Genomic DNA, 21,363 nt, shown 5'->3' with positions numbered 1-21,363 from the left:
CTCACCGATGCCTGTCGAGATCTCGCGCGGACACAATCCGCTGCGCGACGCCGATGACCGCCGCCTGAACCGCATCGCCGGTCCGAGCGCGCTGGTCATCTTCGGCGTGACCGGAGACCTGTCGCGCAAGAAGCTCATGCCCGCGGTCTACGACCTCGCCAACCGCGGTCTGCTGCCGCCCGGATTCGCGCTCGTCGGGTTCGCCCGTCGCGACTGGGCCGACCAGGACTTCGCGAACGTGGTCCACGACGCGGTGCGTCAGTACGCGCGCACGCCGTTCCGGGAGGAGACCTGGAAGCAGCTGCTCCAGGGCATCCGCTTCGTCTCGGGCGAGTTCGGCGACGACGACGCGTTCCGCCGCCTGCGCGAGACGGTCGACGAGCTCGATGTCGAACGCGGCACGATGGGAAACCACGCGTTCTATCTGTCGATCCCGCCGCGGGACTTCCCGATCGTGGCGAAGCAGCTCAAGGAGTCGGGGCTCGTCGATGACAAGTCGACGAACCCGGATGCCTGGCGTCGCGTCGTCATCGAGAAGCCCTTCGGCTCCGATCTGCAGACCGCTCGGGAGCTGAATGCGGCCCTCGAGGTGGCTTTCCCCGCCGACTCGATCTTCCGCATCGACCACTACCTCGGCAAGGAGACGGTCCAGAACCTCCTGGCGCTGCGCTTCGCGAACGAGCTGTTCGAGCCGATCTGGAACGCGAACTACGTCGACCACGTGCAGATCACGATGGCCGAGGACATCGGCGTCGGCGGCCGCGCCGGCTACTACGACGGGATCGGCGCCGCGCGCGACGTCATCCAGAACCACCTGCTGCAGCTGCTGGCCCTCACCGCGATGGAAGAGCCCATCTCGATGGATGCCACGGACCTGCGCGCCGAGAAGGAGAAGGTGCTGGCGGCGGTACGCCTGCCCGAGGACCTGTCCACGGCCAGCGCTCGCGGGCAGTACGGCGGAGGGTGGCAGGGCGGTGAGCAGGTCACCGGGTTCCTCGACGAGGACGGCATGAACCCGCAGTCCACCACCGAGACCTACGCGGCCGTCAAGCTCGAGATCGGCACCCGCCGCTGGGCCGGGGTGCCGTTCTACCTGCGCACCGGCAAGCGTCTGGGCCGCCGCGTGACGGAGATCGCCGTCGTGTTCAAGCGTGCTCCGCAGCATCTCTTCCAGCGCAACCAGACGCTGGAGATGGGCCAGAACGCCCTCGTCATCCGCGTGCAGCCCGATGAGGGCGTCACGATCCGCTTCGGCTCGAAGGTGCCGGGCGCGGCGAACGAGGTGCGCGACGTCACGATGGACTTCGGCTACGGTCACGCGTTCACCGAATCGAGCCCCGAGGCCTACGAGCGCCTGATCCTCGACGTTCTGCTCGGCGACCCGCCGCTGTTCCCGCGACACGAGGAGGTCGAGCTGTCGTGGAAGATCCTCGACCCCGTCGAGGAGTACTGGACCGCTCAGGGCGGCCCGCTCGAGCAGTACTCCCCCGGTTCGTGGGGTCCCCCCTCTGCCGATGAACTACTGGCCCGCGATGGCCGCGTCTGGAGGCGCCCGTGATCGTCGACCTGCCCGACACCACAGTGTCGAAGATCGCCCGTTCCCTCGTCAGCGTCCGCGAAGAGGGTGGCGCCGTCGCCCTCGGCCGGGTGCTCACGCTCGTCATCGTCACCACGCACGGTCTGCACGAAGAAGCCATCGAGGCGGCCAACGACGCCTCCCGCGAGCACCCGATGCGCGTCATCGTGCTGATCACGGACGATGAGGGCGATGCACGCCTCGACGCCCAGATCCGCGTGGGCGGCGACGCCGGCGCGAGCGAGGTCGTCGTCCTGCGGGCGCACGGCGCGGCGGGAAGCAACCAGGAGAGCCTCATCACGGGGCTCCTGCTGCCCGACGCCCCCGTCGTCGCCTGGTGGCCCGACTATCCCCCGGCCCACCCCGCGGCATCCGATGTGGGCCGCATGGCACAGCGTCGCATCACGGATGCCTCCACGCGCCCCTTCGCGAAGGACCGCCTGTCGCAGCTGGGCTCCTCGTACGCACCCGGCGACACCGACCTCGCGTGGACGCGACTGACCCACTGGCGCGAGCAGCTCGCGGCGGTGCTCGACCAGCCACCGTACGAGCCGATCACGACCGTCGAGGTCGTCGGAGCCGGCACGTCCCCCTCGACGGGCCTGCTCGCGGCGTGGCTGCGCCTCGAGCTCGGGGTGCCCGTCGTCTGGCGGTATTCCGCTCGCGACGAGTGGGAGCACGGCATCCAGAGCGTCCGGCTGGGCCGGGCGAGCGGCGACATCCTGCTGCAGCGCACCAACGACATCGACGCCACCCTCACGCAGCCCGGGCAGCCCTCGCACGACATCGTGCTGCCGCGCCGGACGCTGCGCGAATGCCTCGCCGAAGAGCTCCGCAGACTCGACCCGGACGTCCTGTATGGTCGAGTGATCACGGAAGGCTGGGAGCTCCTCGGACCGCCCACCACTTCCCCGTCGTAGGAGTTCCGATGGCGCACTTGTGGACAGAGAAGCGGGTCGTGATCAGCTCCGACGCCGAGACGTTGGCGCACGATGTCGCCGAGCGACTGCTGGTACGGCTGATCCGTCGATCGTCGGTGGGCAAGGTGTCGCACCTGGCACTCACCGGCGGCGGGATCGGCACCGAGGTGCTGCGAGCGGCCGGTTCGCATCCGCGGCGCGCGGAGGTCGACTGGTCGACCGTGCACCTCTGGTGGGGCGACGAGCGTTTCTTGGCGCCGGACGACGAGGATCGTAACGATCTCGCCGCGCGGCGTGCGCTGATCGACCACATCGACATCCCGGCGCAGAACGTCCACGCCATGGCCACCGTCGACGAGGCGCCCGATATGGACGCCGCCGCGGCGGCCTACGCGGCCGAGCTGGCCCGGTACGGCGACGACGAGCATGACTGGCCGGCGTTCTATCTCTGCTTCCTCGGCGTCGGTCCCGACGGCCACATCGCGTCGCTGTTCCCCGATCGCGCCGAGATCCAGATCACGGATCGCTCGGTCGTTCCGGTGCGCGACGCCCCGAAGCCCCCGGCGAGCAGGATCACCCTCACCCGCCCCGTGCTGAACTCGGCGCGTTGCGTCTGGCTCGTCGTCTCGGGCGTCGACAAGGCATCCGCGCTCGGCCTCGCCCTCGCGGGAGCGAGCTACGAAACGGTCCCGGCGGCGGGCGCGAAGGGTCGTCGGCGCACGATGTTCTTCGTCGATCAGGATGCCGCGACGAACGTGCCGCTCGAGCTCATCGATCAGGAGTTCTGAGCGCGCGCGGAAAGAATGCCGTTCGGAGCGATCCGCACCGGGGTTCGGGTTTCCCGGGCGCCGTCCTCCGGGGTGTGTCCTCCCGCTCGGCGCTCGCGCCGTGCGCATTCGCCCGGACGCGCCCGCAGCGAGGCTCCGCGCGCCCGCGGAGCCGATACCGCGACGCGCGCGGGGAGGACTCGGCTCAGGCCTGGCCGCGGCGCTCGCGCAGCTGCTGCAGCGCGTCGTCGAGAAGGGCGTCCGCCTCTTCCTCGGTGCGACGCTCCTTCACGTAGGCGAGGTGCGTCTTGTAGGGCTCGTTCTTCGCGATCGCCGGAGGGTTCTCCTTGTCGCGACCGGCGGGGAGGCCGGAGTGCGGCGAGTCGATCGTCTCGGGGATCTCTTCGTCGGCGAAGTAGCGGACGGTCTCGTTGCCGAGAGCGTCCCAGTACGAGACGGCGAGACGCTCGGCGTGGTGGCCGTGGTCCTGCTCGCCCATGGGGCCGGCACCGACACGGGTGCCGCGGATCGCGTTGCCGCCGGTCGCCATCAGATGCCCTGGAACTTCGTGATGAGGCCGAGTGCGACGATGGCGACGAACCACACCAGGGCGAGAACCACGGTGAACCGGTTGAGGTTGCGTTCTGCGAGACCGGATGAGCCCATCGCGGAGCTCATGCCACCACCGAACATGTCGGACAGACCGCCTCCGCGGCCCTTGTGCAGCAGGATCAGCAGCGTCAGCAGGAGGCTGGTGATGCCCAGCACCACCTGCATCACGAACTCGAGGATGTCCACAGTGGATGAAGCCTTTCGTGGCGCCGTCGACGGGCGCACCGAGTCGAGTATACCGGTCTGCGTACGTTCACTTCCGCGTCATGTCGCGTGTGACGTTGCGGATGCCGCGTCGCCCCCGCTCCCCCGAAGACGACGACGGGCTCGGAGACCGACGTGCGGTCCCCGAGCCCGTCGAGAAGGCGTCAGACGCCGACGTGCTTCTGGTAGCGGATGATCGCCGCGAACTCGTCCGCGACGAGGCTCGCGCCGCCCACCAGGGCGCCGTCGACATCGGGCTCGCGCATGAAGCTCGCGACGTTGCCCGACTTCACCGAGCCGCCGTACAGCACGCGCGTGCGGGCTGCGGCGTCGGCGCCGAGGACATCGGCGAGCACCTCGCGGAGCGCGACGCAGACCTCCTGCGCCTGCTCGGGCGAGGCGACCTGACCGGTGCCGATCGCCCACACCGGCTCGTAGGCCACGACGATGTCCGCATCGGCGGGCACACTCTCCAGCGCGGCGCGCAGCTGCGCGACAGAGACGGCCGTGGGACCGGACTCCTCGCGCTGCTCCAGGGTCTCGCCGACGCAGATGACCGGGACGAGTCCGTTGCGGAGGGCCGCCTGGACCTTCTCTGCGACGAGCTCGTCGGTCTCGTGGTGGTACTGACGACGCTCGGAGTGCCCGATGATGACGTACCTGCACGCCAGCTTGTTCAGGAACACGCCCGAGACCTCGCCCGTGTAGGCGCCCGAGTCCTGCGTCGACAGGTCCTGTGCGCCCAGGGCGAACGGGATCTTGTCGGCGTCGATCAGAGTCTGCACCGTACGGATGTCGGTGAACGGCGGGAAGACGGCGACCTCGACGGAACCGTCTTCGTGACCGGCATCCTTCAGCGTCCAGTGCAGCTTCTGCACGAAGGCGACCGCCTGCAGGTGGTCGAGGTTCATCTTCCAGTTGCCGGCGATGAGCGGTGTGCGCGCCATCAGCTCTCCCATCCCAGGATCTCGAGACCCGGGAGCTTCTTGCCCTCCAGGAACTCCAGGCTTGCTCCACCACCGGTGGAGATGTGACCGAACTGGTCATCGGCGAAACCGAGCTGACGCACGGCCGCGGCCGAGTCGCCGCCGCCGACGACGGAGAGGCCGTCGACCTCGGTCAGCGCCTGTGCGACGGCCTTCGTGCCCGCGGCGAACGCCGGCATCTCGAACACGCCCATCGGGCCGTTCCAGAACACCGTCTTCGATCCCCGGATCGCGTCGGCGAAGATCTTCGCCGTCTCGGGTCCGATGTCCAGGCCCATGCCGTCCGCACCGAAGGGGGTGTCCTCCAGCGCATCGGCGGCGGCCACGACGTGGTCGGCGTCGGCGGCGAAGCCGGATGCCATCACGGCATCCACCGGCAGGATCAGCTCGACCCCGCGCTCGACGGCATCGGCGACGTAGCCCTTGACGGTGTCGATCTGGTCGGCTTCGAGCAGGCTCTTGCCGACCTTGAGGCCCTGGGCCGCGAGGAAGGTGAAGAGCATGCCGCCGCCGACCAGGATCTTGTCGGCACGCGGCAGCAGGTGCTCGATGACGCCCAGCTTGTCGCTGACCTTCGAACCGCCGAGGACGACCGCGTACGGACGCTCCGGGTTCTCGGTGAGGCGGTCGAGGACATCGACCTCCTTCTCGATGAGGAAGCCCGCCGCGGACGGCAGGATCTCGGCGAGATCGTAGACCGACGCCTGCTTGCGGTGCACGACACCGAAGCCATCCGACACGAGAGCGTCGCCGAGCGCGGCGAGCTGCTCGGCGAAGGCGCGGCGCTCACCGGCATCCTTCGCCGTCTCGCCCGCGTTGAAGCGGAGGTTCTCGATGACCGCGATCTCGCCGTCCTCGAGCGCCGCGGCCGCGTCCTGAGCGGACGAGCCGACGGTGTCACGGGCGAACGCGACCGGCTTGCCCAGCAGCTCGGACAGTCGCTGGGCGACCGGCTCGAGGCTGTACTTGGGGTCGGGAGCACCGTCGGGGCGGCCCAGGTGCGAGCACGCGATGACGCGGGCGCCCTGGTTGATCAGGTGGTTGAGAGTGGGAAGAGCCGCCCGGATACGGCCATCGTCCGTGATGACGCCCTCTTTGAGAGGGACATTGAAGTCAACACGGACGATGACACGCTTACCGGCCAGCGAACCCAGAGAATCGAGGGTACGCAGAGCCATGGTGAAACCTCAGAGCTTGTCGGCGACGAGCTCGGCGAGGTCGACGAGGCGGTTCGAGTAGCCCCACTCGTTGTCGTACCACGCCGACACCTTGACCAGGTTGCCCGAGACGTTGGTCTGACCGGCGTCGAAGATCGACGAGTGCGCGTCGTGGACGATGTCGGTGGACACGATCGGGTCGGTGTTGTACTTCAGGAAGCCGACGAGCTCGCCCTCGGCCGCAGCCTTCTCGTAGGCGGCGTTGATCGTGTCGACGGTCAGGCCCTCGGTCGGGGTGATGATCGTGAGGTCGACGATCGAGCCCGTGGGGATCGGAACACGGTACGACGAGCCCGACAGCTTGCCGTTGAGCTCGGGGAGCACGAGGCCGATCGCCTTGGCGGCACCGGTCGAGGCCGGGACGATGTTCAGCGCGGCGGCGCGGGCACGGTGCAGGTCGCCGTGGGGGCCGTCCTGCAGGTTCTGGTCGGCCGTGTACGCGTGAGCCGTCATCATGAAGCCGCGCTCGATGCCGAACGCGTCGTTGAAGACCTTGGCCAGGGGCGCGAGGCAGTTCGTGGTGCACGACGCGTTGGAGATGACGTGCATCGTCTCGGCGTCGTAGTCGCCGTCGTTGACGCCCATGACGAACGTGCCGTCGACGTCGGTGCCGGGAGCCGAGATGATGACCTTCTTGGCGCCGCCGTCGATGTGCTTCTTGGCGTCCACGGCCTTGGTGAAGCGGCCCGTCGACTCGATGACGATGTCGACACCCAGGTCGCCCCAGGGGAGGTTGGCGGGGTCGCGCTCTTCGAAGACCTTGATGGCCTTGCCGTTGACGGTGATCGAGTCGGCGTCGTACGAGACCTCGGCGTCGAGGCGGCCGCCCACGGAGTCGTACTTGAGCAGGTGGGCAAGGGTCTTGTTGTCGGTGAGGTCGTTCACCGCCACGATGTCGAGGTCCGCACCCTGCTCGAGGGCCGCGCGGAGAAAGTTACGTCCGATGCGGCCGAAGCCGTTGATTCCGATCTTGACAGACACGTTGTCTCCCGGTTCCTGTCGCGCCGGAGTCGCCGTGTGGACGCACCGTGACGCGAACGCTTGATGAGAAAAGGATGCCGGGTCTCCCCCGTCGCCGGGCGGGACCCGGCATCCTCACCTGGTCACGACACTACTACTTGAGCAGGCCCGCCGTCTTGTCGCGCGCCGTCGAAAAGCGCTCTGCGACATTGCCCCAGTTCGCGATGTTCCACACCGCCTTGACGTAGTCGGCCTTGACGTTGAGGTAGTCGAGGTAGAAGGCGTGCTCCCACATGTCGAGCTGGAAGATCGGCACCGTGCCCTGCGCCGTGTTGGACTGCTGGTCGAACAGCTGCTGGATGATCAGCTGCTCGCCGATCGAGTCCCAGCTGAGCACGGCCCAGCCCGAGCCCTGGATGCCGGTCGCCGCCGCCGTGAAGTGCGCCTGGAACTTGTCGAAGCCGCCGAAGTTGTCGTCGATCGCGGCCTTCAGCTCGCCCTCGGGCTGTCCGCCGCCGCCGTTGCCCGCCGGGGCGAGGTTCGTCCAGAAGATCGAGTGGTTGACGTGACCGCCGAGGTTGAACGCGAGGTCCTTCTCGAGCTTGTTGACGTTCGCGAGGTTGCCCGACTCACGGGCCTCGGCGAGCTGCTCGAGGGCGGTGTTGGCACCGGTGACGTACGTCTGGTGGTGCTTGTCGTGGTGCAGCTCCATGATCTTGCCGCTGATGTACGGCTCGAGAGCCGAGTAGTCGTAGGGGAGGTCGGGCAGGGTGTACTTCGCCATCATCTCTTCTTCCTGTCGGCGCCGCGTTGCGCACGCGGCGAGGGGACGACTTTCATCCTATTGAGGTCCAACGCCCGCGGCAGGGGGTTGTTCCCGGTCGTGCGCTGTGGCATCCGCTCGTGCGTGTCTCCCCCGTCGATTGCCCTCGTGCCGTCGCGCGCCGCCCGGCTGCGGTCGGCGCCGACGCCGGCGCCGACGCCGACCGCTGGGGCGCCGAAACCGAGATCACGCGTCGAGACCGCGGATGCGAGTCACGGTCTCGACGCGAAAGCGCGGTCTCGACGGGAGCGGGGCGGTGGCGGGTGCGGCGGATGCCGAGTGCTTCCGCCCCTCCCCAGGAACGAGAATCGTGCGAGTCGTCCACAGCTGGGCCTGAAGATGCCCGGCGGGATGGCACGACCCGGTGGACTGAAGCATGCCCGTTTGACCGAGATCCGACGTCAGGCCGGTGCCGGTGCCGCTCTTCCGGCGCGCGGACGACACGAACGCGGCGCGGCGCGTGCGCTGCGGCATCCTCGTGCGCGTGGCGCGGGGCATCTACTCCCCGACGGACGCATGGACCGCGCTGAGCCCCGGGGAACGGTATCTGGCCCGGGTGCATGCCGTCGCGTTGAGCTACCCCGACGCGATCTTCGTGGGCGAATCGGGGTGCGCTCTGCGCGGGCTGCCGGTCTTCGGCGAGCCGCCTGACGTGCATGTCATGCTGCCTGCACCCGCCACGTCGCGACGTGCGCAGGGAATGCGCGTGCACACGAGTGTCCGGATGCCGCGGCATGAGGAGATCGGCGGCATCCGCGTCGCGGCGCTCGACGAGCTCGCGGTCGACATCGCGCATACGCGGCATGCGGCCGTCGCCCTCGCCGTCGCCGATGCGGCGCTGCGCGCAGACGACGGCGTGAGGACGGATGATCTGATCGAACTCGCCGCAGACAGGCCCAGTCGGCGTGGCATCCGATCGGCGCGCTGGGTTCTCGCTCGCGCCGACGGCACGCGCGAGACGGCGCTGGAGAGCGTCAGCGCGGCCGCGATCGAGTGGCTGGGCTTCCCGACCCCCGACCTGCAGCCGTGGTTTCGCGGCCCGACGCCGGCAGACGACGCGCGCGTCGATTTCTGGTGGGACGATTGGCGCGTCGCCGGCGAGAGCGACGGTGTCGTGAAGTACAGCGGCGCGTACGGTGACGCCCGCGAGGCTCTTGCCGCGCGCAACGCCCGGGATGCGGTGCTGCTGTCGCGGGGTGTGCGTGCGACGGCGCACTGGGGATGGCGCGATGTGGCGGCATCCGCACAGCTGCGCGCAGCGCTCGTCGCGGCTGGTCTGCCGATCATACGTCCCGCCTCGACGGCTCCGCTGCATACCCTGGCCGCCGCGCTGCGCGGCGCCGACGCGCCCCGCTGACGCCACGCCACAATCGCCGACGCGGCTTCCCAGGGGGCGAGCCTCCCACCCCGTGCCCTGCACCGTCCCTCTCGCGCCGCGCCGCCCGTCCGCGCGCGCGGCGCACCGAAACCACGTCCACGCGTCGAAACGCACGTCACGAGTCACGGTCTCGACGCGAAACGGCGGTCTCGGGACGACAGGCCGGCGAGGAGCGGGCGCCAACACGGCGGTTGCGGGCCGGCATCCCCGACTCACGCGGCGCGCCGAAACCACGCCCATGCGTCGAACCTCGGGGCACGAGTCACGGTCTCGACGCGAAACGGCGGTCTCGGCGAGACAGGCCGACGCAGCGCCGCGGATGCGGCGGCGCGAGTGCCCCCGCCCGCGCAGACATGGGAAGGGTCGGGCGAAACGGACCCGTCCCGGGACACGCTCAGACCGCTCCGGGCGAGCCGGACCGCGGGTGCGTCAGTCCTCGAAGCCCTCAGGCACGGCCGACTCGGTACCGGGGATGCCCGCGGCGACGGCCTTCTTGTCGGCCATGGCGAGCAGGCGACGGATGCGGCCGGCCACGGCATCCTTCGTCAGCGGCGGATCGGCGTGATGGCCGAGCTCGTCCAGGCTCGCGTCGCGGTGCGACAGACGCAGGTCGCCGGCTTCGCGCAGATGGGCGGGCACGTCGTCGCCGAGGATCTCGAGCGCACGCTCGACGCGCGCGCACGCGGCCACGGCGGCCTGCGCCGAGCGGCGCAGGTTCGCATCGTCGAAGTTCACGAGGCGGTTCACACCGGCGCGCACCTCGCGGCGCTGGCGCATTTCCTCCCACGCATGCGCGGTGCGGACGGCACCCATCTCGGCCAGGGCGACCCGAATCGCCTCGCCCTCGCGCACGACGACGCGCGGCACGCCGCGCACCTCGCGCGCCTTCGCGGCGATCCCGAGGCGATGGGCAGCGCCCACGAGAGCCATCGCGGCCTCACCCGACGGGCAGGCGATCTCCAGGGCTGCGGAGCGGCCCGGGTCGGAGAGGCTTCCCGCCGCCAGGAACGCGCCGCGCCACACGGCAGCGAGATCGGGACGGGCGCCGGTCGTCAGCTTGTTGGGAAGGCCGCGCACGGGGCGGCGGCGCTGGTCGAGGAGGCCCGTCTGACGTGCCAGGGTCTCTCCCCCATCGATCACACGGACAGCGAACGACCCGCCGGTGCGACCACCGGATGCCTGCACCCGGTGAAGCTCTGGACGGACGCCGTAGAGCTCCATGATGTCGCGGGCCACTCGACGCGCGAGCAGGTCGGACTCGAGCTCTGCCTCGACGGCGACGCGCCCCGCGATGGAGTGGAGACCACCCGAGAAACGCAGGATCGCGGTGAGTTCGGCCACCCGTGCCGTGGGACGAGGGTCGCGAACCGCGGCCAGCTCAGACTTCACGTCAGCGGTAGGCGACACAGCTATCCTTCGGTCGAAGCGAAATAGGGACGAACGTCTAGCCTACTCGCGTCCGAGGTCGCGATGCTTCACTCGCACGGCGACGCCGGGCACGTCGGCGAGACGGCCGGCGAGTTCGATCGCGGTCACGACCGAGCGGTGCTTGCCGCCCGTGCAGCCGACCGCGACCACCGAGTGGCGCTTGTTCTCGCGCTGGTACCCCTCCAGAACGGGGCGCAGGGCATGGGCGTAGGCGTCGATGAACTCGAGGGCACCCGGCTGCGCGAGCACGAAGTCGCGCACCGGTGCCTCTTCGCCGGTGCGCCCCTTCAGCTCGGGAATCCAGAACGGGTTCGGCAGGAAGCGCATGTCGGCGACGAGGTCGACATCGGTGGGAAGCCCGTACTTGAACCCGAAGCTCATGACCGTGACGGTGTGCCGGGCCTGCCCTTCCTCGCTGAACATGTCGACGACGCGGGTCGCGAGCTGATGGATGTTCAGCGAGCTGGTGTCGATGATGACGTCGGCACTCTCCCGGATGACCGCCACGCGCTCTCGTTCTCGTCGGATGCCGTCGAGGATCGTGCCGTCGCCCTGCAGCGGGTGCGGCCGTCGGACCGCCTCGAACCGCCGGACGAGCACGTCGTCGGAGGCATCCAGGAACAGCATGTGCAGCGAACGACCGTCCCGCAGTGACAGGGCGATCGCCGGCAGGTCCCCGAAGAGGTCGCGACCGCGCACGTCGACGACGGCGGCGATCTTCGGTAGAGCGCCCGCGGCGAGCTCACTGAGTTCGAGAAGCGGACGCAGCATCTGCGGCGGCAGATTGTCGACGACGTACCAGTCGAGGTCTTCGAGCGCGTTGGCCGCGGTCGTCCGGCCGGCGCCCGACATACCGGTCACGATCAGGATCTCGCCGGGCGCTTGGTCCTCTGTCACGTGTTCTCCCCAGAGCCGTCGCGCGTGGTGGTGTTCTCTCAGCCTACAGATGCCCGCGTGCGCGTCGCGAGGCACCCCCGGGCGCCGTCAGCGGGCCGCGAGTCGCTGTTCGATGGCCGCCGCGAGCTTCGGACCGATCCCCGGCAGCTCGGTGATCTCGTCGGCACCTGCCTTGCTGAGGGCGGCGACCGAGCCGAAGTGTTTCAGCAGCGCCTTGATCCGGGCATCGCCGAGTCCGGGCACCTCGCCGAGGACCGTCGTGATGTCACGCTTGCGACGTTTGCGCTGGTGCGTGATCGCGAATCGGTGGGCTTCGTCGCGCAGCCGCTGCAACAGGTACAGCGCTTCGGAGGTGCGCGGAAGGATCACGGGGTACTCCTCCCCCGGCAGCCAGATCTCTTCGAGACGCTTCGCGATGCCGCACAGCGCGATCTCGGTGTGGCCGCTGTCTTCGAGGGCGCGCGCGGCCGCGGCGACCTGCGGCGCACCGCCGTCGACGACCAGCAGCTGCGGACGATAGGCGAACCGCGGACGCTTGCGCTCGGTCACGACAGGGGCCTCGTCGAGATCGGACGCGGCATCCGGATCCCCATCGGAAGCGCCGGAGGCCGCTGCGCCGGACGATTCGTCGCCACGGGTGTCACCGGGCGGGTCGCCGTCGGCCACGGCGTCGTCGCGGTCGACGTGGGCGAGGCGGCGCATCAGAACCTGATACAGCGAGTCGGTGTCGTCCGTCGTCTCGGGAACCCCGAACGAGCGGTACTGGTCTTTGCGCGGCAGCCCGTCTTCGAAGACGACCATGGATGCCACGACGTTCGTCCCCGACAGATGCGATACGTCGTAGCACTCGATGCGCAGCGGCGCTTCGTCGAGGTCGAGTGCCGTCTGCAGATCGGTGAGCGCTTTGGTGCGCGCCGTGTAGTCGGAGGTGCGCCGCGTCTTGTGCAGCAGGAGCGCCTGCTGCGCGTTCAGCGTGGCCGTACGCAGCAGATCGGCCTTCGGCCCGCGCTGGGCGATCTGCAGACTGACGCGCTTGCCGCGCCTCTCCTGCAGCCAGAGTTCGAGCTCGGCGGCATCATCGGGAAGCGTGGGCACGAGCACCTGGCGCGGGATCTCGGCCGGCGTCGCCCCGCCGTAGGTGCGCTGGATCACCTGGTCGACGAGGTCGGCACCCGAGATGTCGAGTTCTTTGTCGATCGTCGTCGCGCGCACTCCGCGAACCCGCCCGCCGCGGACGACGAAGTGCTGGACCGCTGCCGACAGCTCGTCTTCGGCGATGCCGAACAGGTCGGCGTCGGTGTCGTCGGAGAGCACCAGGGCGCTGCGACTGAGCACCGCGTCGATCGCGTGCAGCCGGTCCCGGTACATCGCCGCGGACTCGTAGTCCATCGCCGCGGATGCCTCGCGCATGCGCGACGTGAGCTCGCGCGTGAAGCGGGCGTCGCCGCCCGCCATGAACGAGACGAAGTCGTTCACGATGGCCCTGTGCTCCTCGATCGTGACCTTCATGGAGCACGGGCCGCCGCAGCGACCGATCTGCCCGGGAAAGCAGGGTCTCCCGGTCGCCATGGCCTTCTTGTACGAGGCATCCGAGCACGTGCGGATCGGGAACACCTTGATCATGAGGTCGATCGTGTCGTGCACGGCCCAGATCTTCGGATACGGACCGAAGTAGCGCGCACCCGGGATCCGGCGGTTGCGGGTCACGATGACGCGCGGCGCCTCGTCGGCGAGCGTGATCGCCAGGTACGGATAGGACTTGTCGTCCTTGTAGCGCACGTTGAACGGAGGCGAGAACTCCTGGATCCACATGTACTCGAGCTGCAGCGACTCGACATCGCTGCCGACGACGGTCCACTCCACCGAGGTCGCCGTCGTGACCATGCGACGCGTGCGCTCGTGCAGCGTGTGCAGCGGGGCGAAGTAGTTCGAGAGCCGCGCACGCAGGTTCTTCGCCTTGCCGACGTACAGCACGCGCCCGTCCGCGTCGCGGAAACGGTAGACGCCGGGCTGAGTCGGGATCTCCCCCGGCTTCGGCTTGTACGGCAGTGCGTTCGCCATCAGCCCGCCTTGCGGACCTGTTCCCGAGCCTCGCTCTTGTCTGCCGCCGCGGCGATGGCCTCCACAGCGACCCGAGACCCGTCGGCGAGCACTTCGGCGAGAAAGGCGCCGGTGTGGCTGCCCTCGACCGTCGCGACCTTCTCCGGCGTTCCCGTCGCCACGATGCGGCCACCGCCGGCACCGCCCTCCGGGCCGAGGTCGATGATCCAGTCCGACGACTTGATCACGTCGAGGTTGTGCTCGATCACGATGACGGTGTTGCCCTTGTCGACGAGCCCGTTGAGCACCTGCAGCAGGCGGGAGACATCTTCGAAGTGCAGTCCGGTGGTGGGCTCGTCGAGCACGTAGATGCTGCGACCGTTGGAACGCCGCTGCAGCTCGGTGGCGAGTTTCACGCGCTGCGCCTCGCCGCCCGAGAGCGTCGTCGCCGACTGCCCGAGTCGCACATAGCCGAGACCGACGTCGACCAGGGTCTTCAGGTAGCGGTGGATCGCCTGGATCGGTTCGAAGAACTCGGCTGCCTCGGAGATCGGCATCTCGAGCACTTCGGCGATGTTCTTGCCCTTGTAGTGCACGCTCAGCGTGTCGCGGTTGTACCGCTTGCCGTGGCACACCTCGCAGTCGACGTACACGTCGGGCAGGAAGTTCATCTCGATCTTGATGGTGCCGTCGCCCGAGCACGCCTCGCAGCGCCCGCCCTTGACGTTGAAGCTGAACCTGCCGGGCTGGTAACCGCGCACCTTGGCTTCGGCCGTCTCGCTGAAGAGGGTGCGGATGCGGTCGAAGACACCCGTGTAGGTCGCCGGGTTCGACCTCGGGGTGCGGCCGATCGGCGCCTGGTCGACGTGCACGACCTTGTCGAGGTTGTCGAGCCCCGTCACACGGGTGTGCTTGCCGGCCACGCGACGGGCGCCGTTGAGCTTGGTCGCGAGGACTTCGTAGAGGATGCCATTGACGAGCGACGACTTGCCCGATCCGCTGACGCCGGTCACCGAGGTCAGCACCCCCAGCGGGAACTCGGCCGTCACGTTCTGCAGGTTGTTCTCGCGCGCGCCGACGACGGTGAGCATCCGCTTCTTGTCGATCTTGCGACGGGTGGTCGGTGTCTCGATCCGTCGGCGTCCGCTGAGGTACGCACCCGTGAGCGAGCGCTCCTCTTCGAGAAGCGAGGCGAGCGGGCCCGAGTGCACGACCTCGCCGCCATCGACGCCGGCTCGCGGCCCGATGTCGACGATCCAGTCCGCAGCGTGCACGGTCTCTTCATCGTGCTCCACGACGATCAGCGTGTTGCCGAGGCTCTTCAGACGCACGAGGGTCTCGATGAGGCGACGGTTGTCGCGCTGGTGCAGGCCGATCGAGGGCTCGTCGAGCACGTAGAGCACACCCGTCAGGCCCGAGCCGATCTGCGTCGCGAGACGGATGCGCTGGGCTTCACCGCCCGAGAGCGAACCGGCCGCGCGTCCGAGGCTCAGATAGTTCAGTCCCACCTGGATCAGGAAGTCGAGGCGCGCGCGGATCTCACGCAGGACGGCGGCGGCGATCTTCGCTTCGCGATCGGTGAGCTCCAGGTCGGCGAAATAGACCTGCGCGTCGCCGAGGCTCATGCGCGAGGCATCCGCGATGGACCGGCCGTGGACGAGCACCGAGAGCACCTCGGGCTTGAGGCGATCGCCGTGGCAGACGGGGCACGGCACTTCGCGCAGATACTCGGACCAGCGCTGGCGCTGTGCATCGGATTCCGCCTGCGTGTACTGGCGCTCGATGTAGGGGACGACACCCTCGAAGCCAGACGAGTAGCGCATCTCGCGTCCGTAGCGGTTTCGCCATTTGACGGTGACCTTGTAGTTCTCTCCGCGCAGGACAGCGTCCTTCACCTCGGCGCGGAGCTTGCGCCATGGCGTGTCCAGGGAGAACCCGAGGTCGTCGGCGAGACCGACGAGAAGCCGCTCGTAGTACTGGTAGAGGCCCTTGCCCTGGGTCGTCCAGGGAATGATGACACCCTCGTTGATCGAGAGGTCCTCGTCGCCGAGCATGAGTTCGACATCCACCGACATGCGCGTGCCGAGGCCCGAGCAGGCCGGACACGCACCGAACGGGGCGTTGAACGAGAACGTCCGCGGCTCGATCTCGGTCAGCTGCAGCGGGTGACCGTTCGGGCACGCGAGCTTCTCGCTGAAACTCTGCCAGGCGTCGTCGCCTTCTTCGTCGACGAAGTTCACCTGCATGATGCCGCCGGCGAGCCCCAGCGCGGTCTCGACGGAGTCGGTCACGCGGCTGAGGATGTCGGGGGCCGCGACGAGACGGTCGACGACCACGGCGATGTCGTGCTTGTAGCTCTTCTTCAGCGTCGGAGGCTCGGACAGCTGGATCAGGTCACCGTCGACGACGGCGCGCGCATACCCCTTCGCGGACAGCTCCTTGAAGAGGTCGACGAACTCCCCCTTCTTCTGCGTGACCACCGGTGCCACGATCTGGTAGCGCGTGCGCTCGGGCAGCTCCATCAGCTGGTCGGCGATCTGCTGCACCGTCTGGCGCTGGATCTCCGCGCCGCACTCCGGGCAGTGCGGCACCCCGATGCGGGCCCAGAGCAGTCGCATGTAGTCGTGGATCTCGGTGATCGTGCCCACCGTCGACCGAGGGTTGCGGTTGGTCGACTTCTGATCGATCGAGACGGCCGGACTCAGCCCCTCGATGAAGTCGACGTCGGGGCGGTCGACCTGGCCCAGGAACTGGCGAGCGTACGCGCTCAGCGACTCGACGTAGCGCCGCTGCCCTTCCGCGAAGATCGTGTCGAACGCGAGGCTCGACTTGCCCGATCCGGACAGTCCCGTGAACACGACGAGCGAGTCGCGCGGGATGTCGAGATCGACGTTCTTCAGGTTGTGGACGCGGGCTCCGCGGACGCTGAGTTTCGAGGCTGCGACGGGGACGATAGGCACCCGACAAGTCTAGGCGGGGCCTCCGACACGGGGCCCGGTGGGGCTGCGAGCAGAGCTACGCCGGACGAGGACCGGCGAAAGGAGCCAGCGCATCGCGCAGACCCGCGATCGACGCGACGTCCATGCCGACACGCGCCATGATCTGCTCCGGAACCTCGAGGGCGCGCTCCCGCAGCGTCGCCCCCTCCTCCGTTAGGGCGATGTCGAGCACGCGTTCGTCGTCCGGTCGACGCGATCGGGTGACCCTGCCCTGCGCTTCGAGACGCTTCACGAGCGGCGAGAGCGTGGCCGGCTCCATCGCCAGCTCCTCGGCGAGCTCGCCGAGCGAGCGCGGCGAGTCTTCCCAGAGCGCCAGCATCACCAGGTACTGCGGGTGGGTCAGCCCGAGCGGCTCCAGAACCGGCCGGTAGATCGACACCACGTTGCGGGCAGCCGTCACCAGAGCGAAGCACAGCTGGTTCTCGAGCTTCAACAGATCGTCTCGGGGGTCCACGCATCCATCCTAGTCATTATTTAGTACACTAATGATCATGACACGAAGCGATCCGGAGCGACCTCATCTGCGCGAGCGTGTGCGCGACGCCGGTGGCTGGTACTCCTACCTCAACACCCGCCTCATCCGTTTCGCCGGTCCCGCCTCGGTCGGCCCCTACGAGACCGACGCCGAACCCGTGCGCACCGAACGCGCCTGCCCGCTGTGCGGTCATCCGATGTCGGCGCACGAGTTCGACCGATCCGGACCGAAGCCTCTGATGCACTGTCCGTGACAGCCTCGTCGGCGGCGCACAGCCGCCGACGAACGCGACGCCGCTCGCGGTCAGTCGGCGGCGGCGCGGCGACGCGCCAGAGCCCATTCGACCTCGTCGGGGTCGCTGTGCGGAACGATGCCGTCGGCCATGATCTGGTGACGCTCGTCGCCCTTGCCGACGATCACGATCATGTCGCCCGCCCGCGCGAGGTCGACGGCGACGTGGATGGCCTCCGCCCGGCCGGCGACGTCATGCACCTCGGCGCTCGATCCACGCGTTCCCCGTACGACGGCGCGCCGGATCAGAGCCGGATCCTCGCTGGCCGGGTTGTCGTCGGTGACGATGACGACATCGGATGCCATGGCCGAGAAGCGACCCATGAGCGGCCGTTTGTGCGCGTCGCGATCCCCGTTCGATCCGATCACGGTGATGAGGCGGCCGGGCACCGACGGTCGCAGCGCGCACAGCAGTGCGTTGATCGCCTCGGGCTTGTGCCCCGCATCGATCACCACACGGAAATCCGCATCCACGGGCACGAACTGCACGCGCCCCTCCACCCCGGTGAAGCGCGCGATACCGGCGACCGACGCCTCCAGCGGGTGTCCGACGCGGTCGAGCGCAGCGACGGCCGACAGGATGTTGCTCACGGTGAAGGTGCCCGGAATGGGCGTCGTGAATCGAGCCGACTGTCCCTCCGGACCGACGACGGTGAACGACGACCCGTCGGGCCCGAGGTCGATGTCGATCGCCCTCCAGTCGGCGTCGCGCCCCTCGATCGAGAACGACTCGACGTTCAACTCGGGATCGGCGTGGAACCGACGCCCGGTCTGGTCGTCGATGTTCACGAGCCCCCGCCGCGACATCCGTGACGTGAACAGCTCGCGCTTGGTGTCACGGTAGGCCTGCTGGGTGCCGTGGAAGTCGAGGTGGTCGTGGCCGAGGTTCAGGAAGATCCCGACGTCGAAGACCATGCCGTCGAGCCGGTGCATCGCGATCGCATGACTCGAGACCTCCGAGACGACGACCTGCGCGCCGAGCTCGCCCATTCGGGCCAGGAGCGCCTGGAACTGGACCGACTCGGGCGTCGTCAGCTTCGACGGGAGCGGCTCACCGTCGATGCGGGCCCCCATCGATCCGATCACGCCGCTGTGCCGGGAGCCCAGCGCGGCATCGACCAGGTAGCTGGTGGAGGTCTTGCCCTGCGTGCCAGTGATCCCGATGGTCTTCAGCGTGTCGGCGGGAAAGCCGTAGAACCAGGCGGCGAGGGGGCCGAGGACGGGCCTCACGTCGGCCACCACCACGGTCGGCACACCGTCGGGCAGCAGGGCGGCACCGGCGGTGTCGGTGAGCACCGCGACAGCACCGTGGGCGATGGCTTCATCGGCGTAGGCGGCCCCGTGCGTCCGTGCACCGGGCAACGCGATGAACAGATCGCCCGGGACGACGGTCTGCGTGCTCAGTGCGACACCGGTGGCGACCGCCCCTCCGCGCACGTCGGAGGCACCGACTTCTCGAGCGATCTCGCCCAGGCCGTGCGGAGTCTCGCGCCGCGGTCGTGCATCGTTCTGGGTCGGATCACTCACTCCGTGACTTTACCAAGCACGCACACCACGCGCCCCGCGACCGGCCCCGTGTCCCCCCACTCGGCGTCCGGTCCGCAGCGCGCGAGTCGCGCCCGGAGCCCCGGGAGCCTCGGATCAGGCGTGCCCGGCACGCTCCATCGCCCGCAGCTCCTTCTTGAGATCCTGCACTTCGTCGCGGAGGCGCCCCGCGAGCTCGAACTTGAGCTCGGACGCCGCAGCGAGCATCTGCGCGGTGAGGTCCTCGATGGTCGCCTCGATCTGCTGGGCGCCCTCGGCGGCGAGACCTTCGCGGCGCAGCTGGGGCGTGGGGCTCTTGCCCTTGCCCGACTTGTTCTTCGCGGTCGCGCGCCCGCCCAGCAGATCCTGCGTGTCGGATGCCTCGCGGGCCAGAGCGTCGGTGATGTCGGCGATCTTCTTGCGCAACGGCTGCGGGTCGATGCCGTGCTCGAGGTTGTACGCGATCTGCTTGTCTCGGCGGCGGTCGGTTTCGTCGATCGCGGCGCGCATCGAGTCCGTCATGTTGTCGGCGTACATGTGCACCTCGCCCGACACATTGCGGGCGGCGCGACCGATCGTCTGGATGAGGGAGGTGCCGCTGCGCAGAAACCCCTCCTTGTCGGCGTCGAGGATCGCGACGAGCGAGACCTCGGGCAGGTCGAGCCCCTCGCGCAGCAGGTTGATGCCGACGAGCACGTCGTAGACGCCCTGCCGCAGCTCGGTGAGCAGCTCGACGCGCCGCAGCGTATCGACGTCGGAGTGCAGATAGCGCACGCGCACACCGTGTTCGCCGAGGAAGTCGGTGAGCTCTTCCGCCATCTTCTTGGTGAGCGTCGTGACGAGCACGCGCTCGTCACGCCCCACACGGATGCGGATCTCTTCGAGCAGATCGTCGATCTGACCCTTCGAGGGCTTCACGATGATCTGCGGATCGACGAGGCCCGTCGGACGGATGATCTGCTCGACGACGCCGTCGGCGATACCCATCTCATACCGGCCGGGGGTCGCCGAGAGGTAGACCGTCTGGCCGACGCGTTCCTTGAACTCGTCGAAGCGGAGCGGACGGTTGTCCATCGCGCTCGGCAGCCGGAAGCCGTGGTCGACGAGGGTGCGCTTGCGCGAGGCATCCCCCTCGTACATCGCGCCGATCTGCGGGACCGTCACGTGCGACTCGTCGATGACCATCAGGAAGTCGTCGGGGAAGAAGTCGAGGAGCGTGTGCGGGGGTTCGCCCGCCTCCCGTCCGTCGATATGGCGCGAGTAGTTCTCGATGCCCGAGCAGAAGCCGAGCTGCTGGAGCATCTCGAGGTCGAAGGTGGTGCGCATGCGCAGGCGCTGGGCCTCCAGCAGCTTGCCCTGGCCTTCGAGCTCTTTCAGACGCCCCCCGAGCTCCTCCTCGATCGTTCCGATGGCGCGGTGCACCGTGTCGGTGCCCGCGACGTAGTGCGACGCGGGGAAGATCGGCACCGAGTCGAGCTTCTGCACGATGTCGCCGGTGAGGGGATGCAGCATGTACAGTGCTTCGATCTCATCGCCGAACAGCTCGATGCGCACGGCGTACTCCTCGTACACCGGGATGATCTCGATCGTGTCGCCGCGCACGCGGAAGTTCCCGCGCGAGAAATCCACATCGTTGCGGTTGTACTGCATGGCGATGAACTTGCGGATGAGCGCGTCGCGGTCGTAGCGCTCCCCCACCTGCAGTGCGACCATGGCACGCAGGTACTCCTCGGGCGCACCGAGTCCGTAGATGCACGAGACCGTGCTGACCACCACGACGTCGCGGCGACTCAGCAGCGAGTTCGTCGTCGAGTGACGCAGGCGCTCGACCTCGGCATTGATCGACGAGTCCTTCTCGATGAAGGTGTCCGTCTGCGGGACGTACGCCTCGGGCTGGTAGTAGTCGTAGTAGCTGACGAAGTACTCGACCGCGTTGTGCGGCATGAGGTCGCGGAACTCGTTCGCCAGCTGGGCCGCGAGGGTCTTGTTGTGCGCCAGGACGAGCGTCGGGCGCTGCACCTGCTCGATGAGCCACGCCGTCGTGGCGGACTTTCCGGTTCCCGTCGCGCCGAGCAGCACGATATCGGTCTCGCCGGCGTTGATCCGCGCCGCGAGGTCGGCGATCGCTTTCGGCTGGTCACCGCTCGGAGAGTACTCGCTCACGACCTCGAACGGACGGACGGATCGCGTGGTCTGCATGCACCCAGCGTAGGCGGGGCCTCAGACACCGGGCGCGGTGTTCGCCGTCGGCCGGAATGCGAGGCGG

Annotated in this window: 18 protein-coding genes; 5 read left to right on the top strand and 13 right to left on the bottom strand. The window is 68.7% G+C overall.

All coding sequences use genetic code 11. The features are described from left to right. Nucleotides 1-7: 7 nt before the first annotated feature. The 3 genes from zwf to pgl are packed head-to-tail and all read left to right on the top strand — an operon-like array spanning nt 8 to nt 3,284. Nucleotides 8-1,558, top strand: a complete 1,551-nt coding sequence (gene zwf, locus JOE64_RS05840; RefSeq protein WP_204963385.1) for a glucose-6-phosphate dehydrogenase — start codon at nt 8-10, stop codon at nt 1,556-1,558. After that, nucleotides 1,555-2,496 (top strand): glucose-6-phosphate dehydrogenase assembly protein OpcA, encoded by a 942-nt coding sequence (locus JOE64_RS05835; RefSeq protein WP_204963384.1) that lies wholly within the window; start codon nt 1,555-1,557, stop codon nt 2,494-2,496. The genes zwf and JOE64_RS05835 overlap by 4 nt, the downstream gene beginning before the upstream one ends. A gap of 8 nt (nt 2,497-2,504) precedes the next feature. After that, entirely contained in the window at nt 2,505-3,284 is a 780-nt protein-coding gene (pgl, locus tag JOE64_RS05830; protein WP_204963383.1) for a 6-phosphogluconolactonase, read from the top strand. Between the two features lie 184 nt (nt 3,285-3,468). Here pgl and JOE64_RS05825 read toward each other — a convergent pair whose 3' ends face one another. From JOE64_RS05825 to JOE64_RS05800, 6 genes are all read right to left on the bottom strand, one after another. Then, nucleotides 3,469-3,813, bottom strand: coding sequence for an RNA polymerase-binding protein RbpA (locus JOE64_RS05825; protein ID WP_204963382.1), 345 nt, complete (start codon nt 3,811-3,813; stop codon nt 3,469-3,471). Continuing rightward, nucleotides 3,813-4,061 (bottom strand): preprotein translocase subunit SecG, encoded by a 249-nt coding sequence (secG, locus tag JOE64_RS05820; RefSeq protein WP_204963381.1) that lies wholly within the window; start codon nt 4,059-4,061, stop codon nt 3,813-3,815. Before secG ends, JOE64_RS05825 begins: the two co-directional genes overlap by 1 nt. Nucleotides 4,062-4,243: 182 nt before the next feature. Then, nucleotides 4,244-5,026 (bottom strand): triose-phosphate isomerase, encoded by a 783-nt coding sequence (tpiA, locus tag JOE64_RS05815; protein ID WP_239531715.1) that lies wholly within the window; start codon nt 5,024-5,026, stop codon nt 4,244-4,246. Then, a complete protein-coding gene (locus tag JOE64_RS05810) occupies nt 5,026-6,243 on the bottom strand; it encodes a phosphoglycerate kinase (RefSeq protein ID WP_204963379.1) in 1,218 nt (405 codons plus the stop codon). The genes tpiA and JOE64_RS05810 overlap by 1 nt, the downstream gene beginning before the upstream one ends. A 9-nt stretch (nt 6,244-6,252) precedes the next feature. Continuing rightward, on the bottom strand, nt 6,253-7,263 hold the full coding sequence (gene gap / locus JOE64_RS05805) for a type I glyceraldehyde-3-phosphate dehydrogenase (protein ID WP_204963378.1): 1,011 nt from the start codon (nt 7,261-7,263) through the stop codon (nt 6,253-6,255). A 133-nt stretch (nt 7,264-7,396) separates the two neighbouring features. Next, nucleotides 7,397-8,026 carry a superoxide dismutase gene (locus tag JOE64_RS05800; RefSeq protein ID WP_204963377.1) on the bottom strand — a complete coding sequence of 210 codons (630 nt, stop codon included), beginning with the start codon at nt 8,024-8,026 and terminating at the stop codon, nt 7,397-7,399. 454 nt (nt 8,027-8,480) lie between these two features. Between JOE64_RS05800 and JOE64_RS05795 the strand changes: the two genes are divergently transcribed. Continuing rightward, nucleotides 8,481-9,422, top strand: coding sequence for a hypothetical protein (locus tag JOE64_RS05795; RefSeq protein WP_204963376.1), 942 nt, complete (start codon nt 8,481-8,483; stop codon nt 9,420-9,422). 450 nt (nt 9,423-9,872) lie between these two features. Here JOE64_RS05795 and whiA read toward each other — a convergent pair whose 3' ends face one another. The 5 genes from whiA to JOE64_RS05770 form a co-directional block, all read right to left on the bottom strand. Then, a complete protein-coding gene (gene whiA, locus JOE64_RS05790) occupies nt 9,873-10,850 on the bottom strand; it encodes a DNA-binding protein WhiA (RefSeq protein ID WP_204963375.1) in 978 nt (325 codons plus the stop codon). A gap of 42 nt (nt 10,851-10,892) precedes the next feature. Continuing rightward, nucleotides 10,893-11,768: an RNase adapter RapZ gene (gene rapZ / locus JOE64_RS05785; RefSeq protein WP_204963374.1), complete on the bottom strand. Its 876-nt coding sequence runs from the start codon at nt 11,766-11,768 to the stop codon at nt 10,893-10,895. Nucleotides 11,769-11,855: 87 nt separating this feature from the next. Continuing rightward, complete coding sequence (uvrC, locus tag JOE64_RS05780; protein WP_204963373.1) at nt 11,856-13,829, bottom strand: excinuclease ABC subunit UvrC; 1,974 nt, start codon at nt 13,827-13,829, stop codon at nt 11,856-11,858. Beyond that, on the bottom strand, nt 13,829-16,768 hold the full coding sequence (gene uvrA / locus JOE64_RS05775) for an excinuclease ABC subunit UvrA (protein WP_204963372.1): 2,940 nt from the start codon (nt 16,766-16,768) through the stop codon (nt 13,829-13,831). Before uvrA ends, uvrC begins: the two co-directional genes overlap by 1 nt. A 55-nt stretch (nt 16,769-16,823) precedes the next feature. Next, nucleotides 16,824-17,261 carry a MarR family winged helix-turn-helix transcriptional regulator gene (locus JOE64_RS05770; RefSeq protein ID WP_204963371.1) on the bottom strand — a complete coding sequence of 146 codons (438 nt, stop codon included), beginning with the start codon at nt 17,259-17,261 and terminating at the stop codon, nt 16,824-16,826. Nucleotides 17,262-17,292: 31 nt separating this feature from the next. Between JOE64_RS05770 and JOE64_RS05765 the strand changes: the two genes are divergently transcribed. After that, nucleotides 17,293-17,535, top strand: a complete 243-nt coding sequence (locus JOE64_RS05765) for a hypothetical protein (RefSeq protein WP_204963370.1) — start codon at nt 17,293-17,295, stop codon at nt 17,533-17,535. Nucleotides 17,536-17,585: 50 nt separating this feature from the next. On the opposite strand, the gene JOE64_RS05760 is transcribed toward JOE64_RS05765, so the two are convergent. Next, the gene (locus JOE64_RS05760; RefSeq protein WP_204963369.1) at nt 17,586-19,100 is read right to left on the bottom strand and encodes a UDP-N-acetylmuramoyl-L-alanyl-D-glutamate--2,6-diaminopimelate ligase; all 1,515 of its coding nucleotides are present in this window, start codon (nt 19,098-19,100) and stop codon (nt 17,586-17,588) included. Nucleotides 19,101-19,214: 114 nt separating this feature from the next. Continuing rightward, entirely contained in the window at nt 19,215-21,296 is a 2,082-nt protein-coding gene (gene uvrB / locus JOE64_RS05755; RefSeq protein WP_204963368.1) for an excinuclease ABC subunit UvrB, read from the bottom strand. Nucleotides 21,297-21,363 lie beyond the last annotated feature (67 nt).

Origin of the sequence: Microbacterium dextranolyticum (genome assembly GCF_016907295.1) — a bacterium.
GTDB lineage: Bacteria > Actinomycetota > Actinomycetes > Actinomycetales > Microbacteriaceae > Microbacterium > Microbacterium dextranolyticum.
Note: the sequence above shows the minus strand (reverse complement) of the source record. Positions and strands in the feature narration are given on the sequence as shown.

Excerpts from the sequence above, each read along its gene's own strand:
- JOE64_RS05810 (WP_204963379.1), bottom strand. The coding sequence starts at position 6,243 with ATGGCTCTGCGTACCCTCGATTCTCTGGGTTCGCTGGCCGGTAAGCGT.
- uvrB (WP_204963368.1), bottom strand. The coding sequence starts at position 21,296 with ATGCAGACCACGCGATCCGTCCGTCCGTTCGAGGTCGTGAGCGAGTAC.
- zwf (WP_204963385.1), top strand. The coding sequence starts at position 8 with ATGCCTGTCGAGATCTCGCGCGGACACAATCCGCTGCGCGACGCCGAT.
- pgl (WP_204963383.1), top strand. The coding sequence starts at position 2,505 with ATGGCGCACTTGTGGACAGAGAAGCGGGTCGTGATCAGCTCCGACGCC.
- JOE64_RS05825 (WP_204963382.1), bottom strand. The coding sequence starts at position 3,813 with ATGGCGACCGGCGGCAACGCGATCCGCGGCACCCGTGTCGGTGCCGGC.
- JOE64_RS05765 (WP_204963370.1), top strand. The coding sequence starts at position 17,293 with ATGATCATGACACGAAGCGATCCGGAGCGACCTCATCTGCGCGAGCGT.
- tpiA (WP_239531715.1), bottom strand. The coding sequence starts at position 5,026 with ATGGCGCGCACACCGCTCATCGCCGGCAACTGGAAGATGAACCTCGAC.
- JOE64_RS05800 (WP_204963377.1), bottom strand. The coding sequence starts at position 8,026 with ATGGCGAAGTACACCCTGCCCGACCTCCCCTACGACTACTCGGCTCTC.
- uvrC (WP_204963373.1), bottom strand. The coding sequence starts at position 13,829 with ATGGCGAACGCACTGCCGTACAAGCCGAAGCCGGGGGAGATCCCGACT.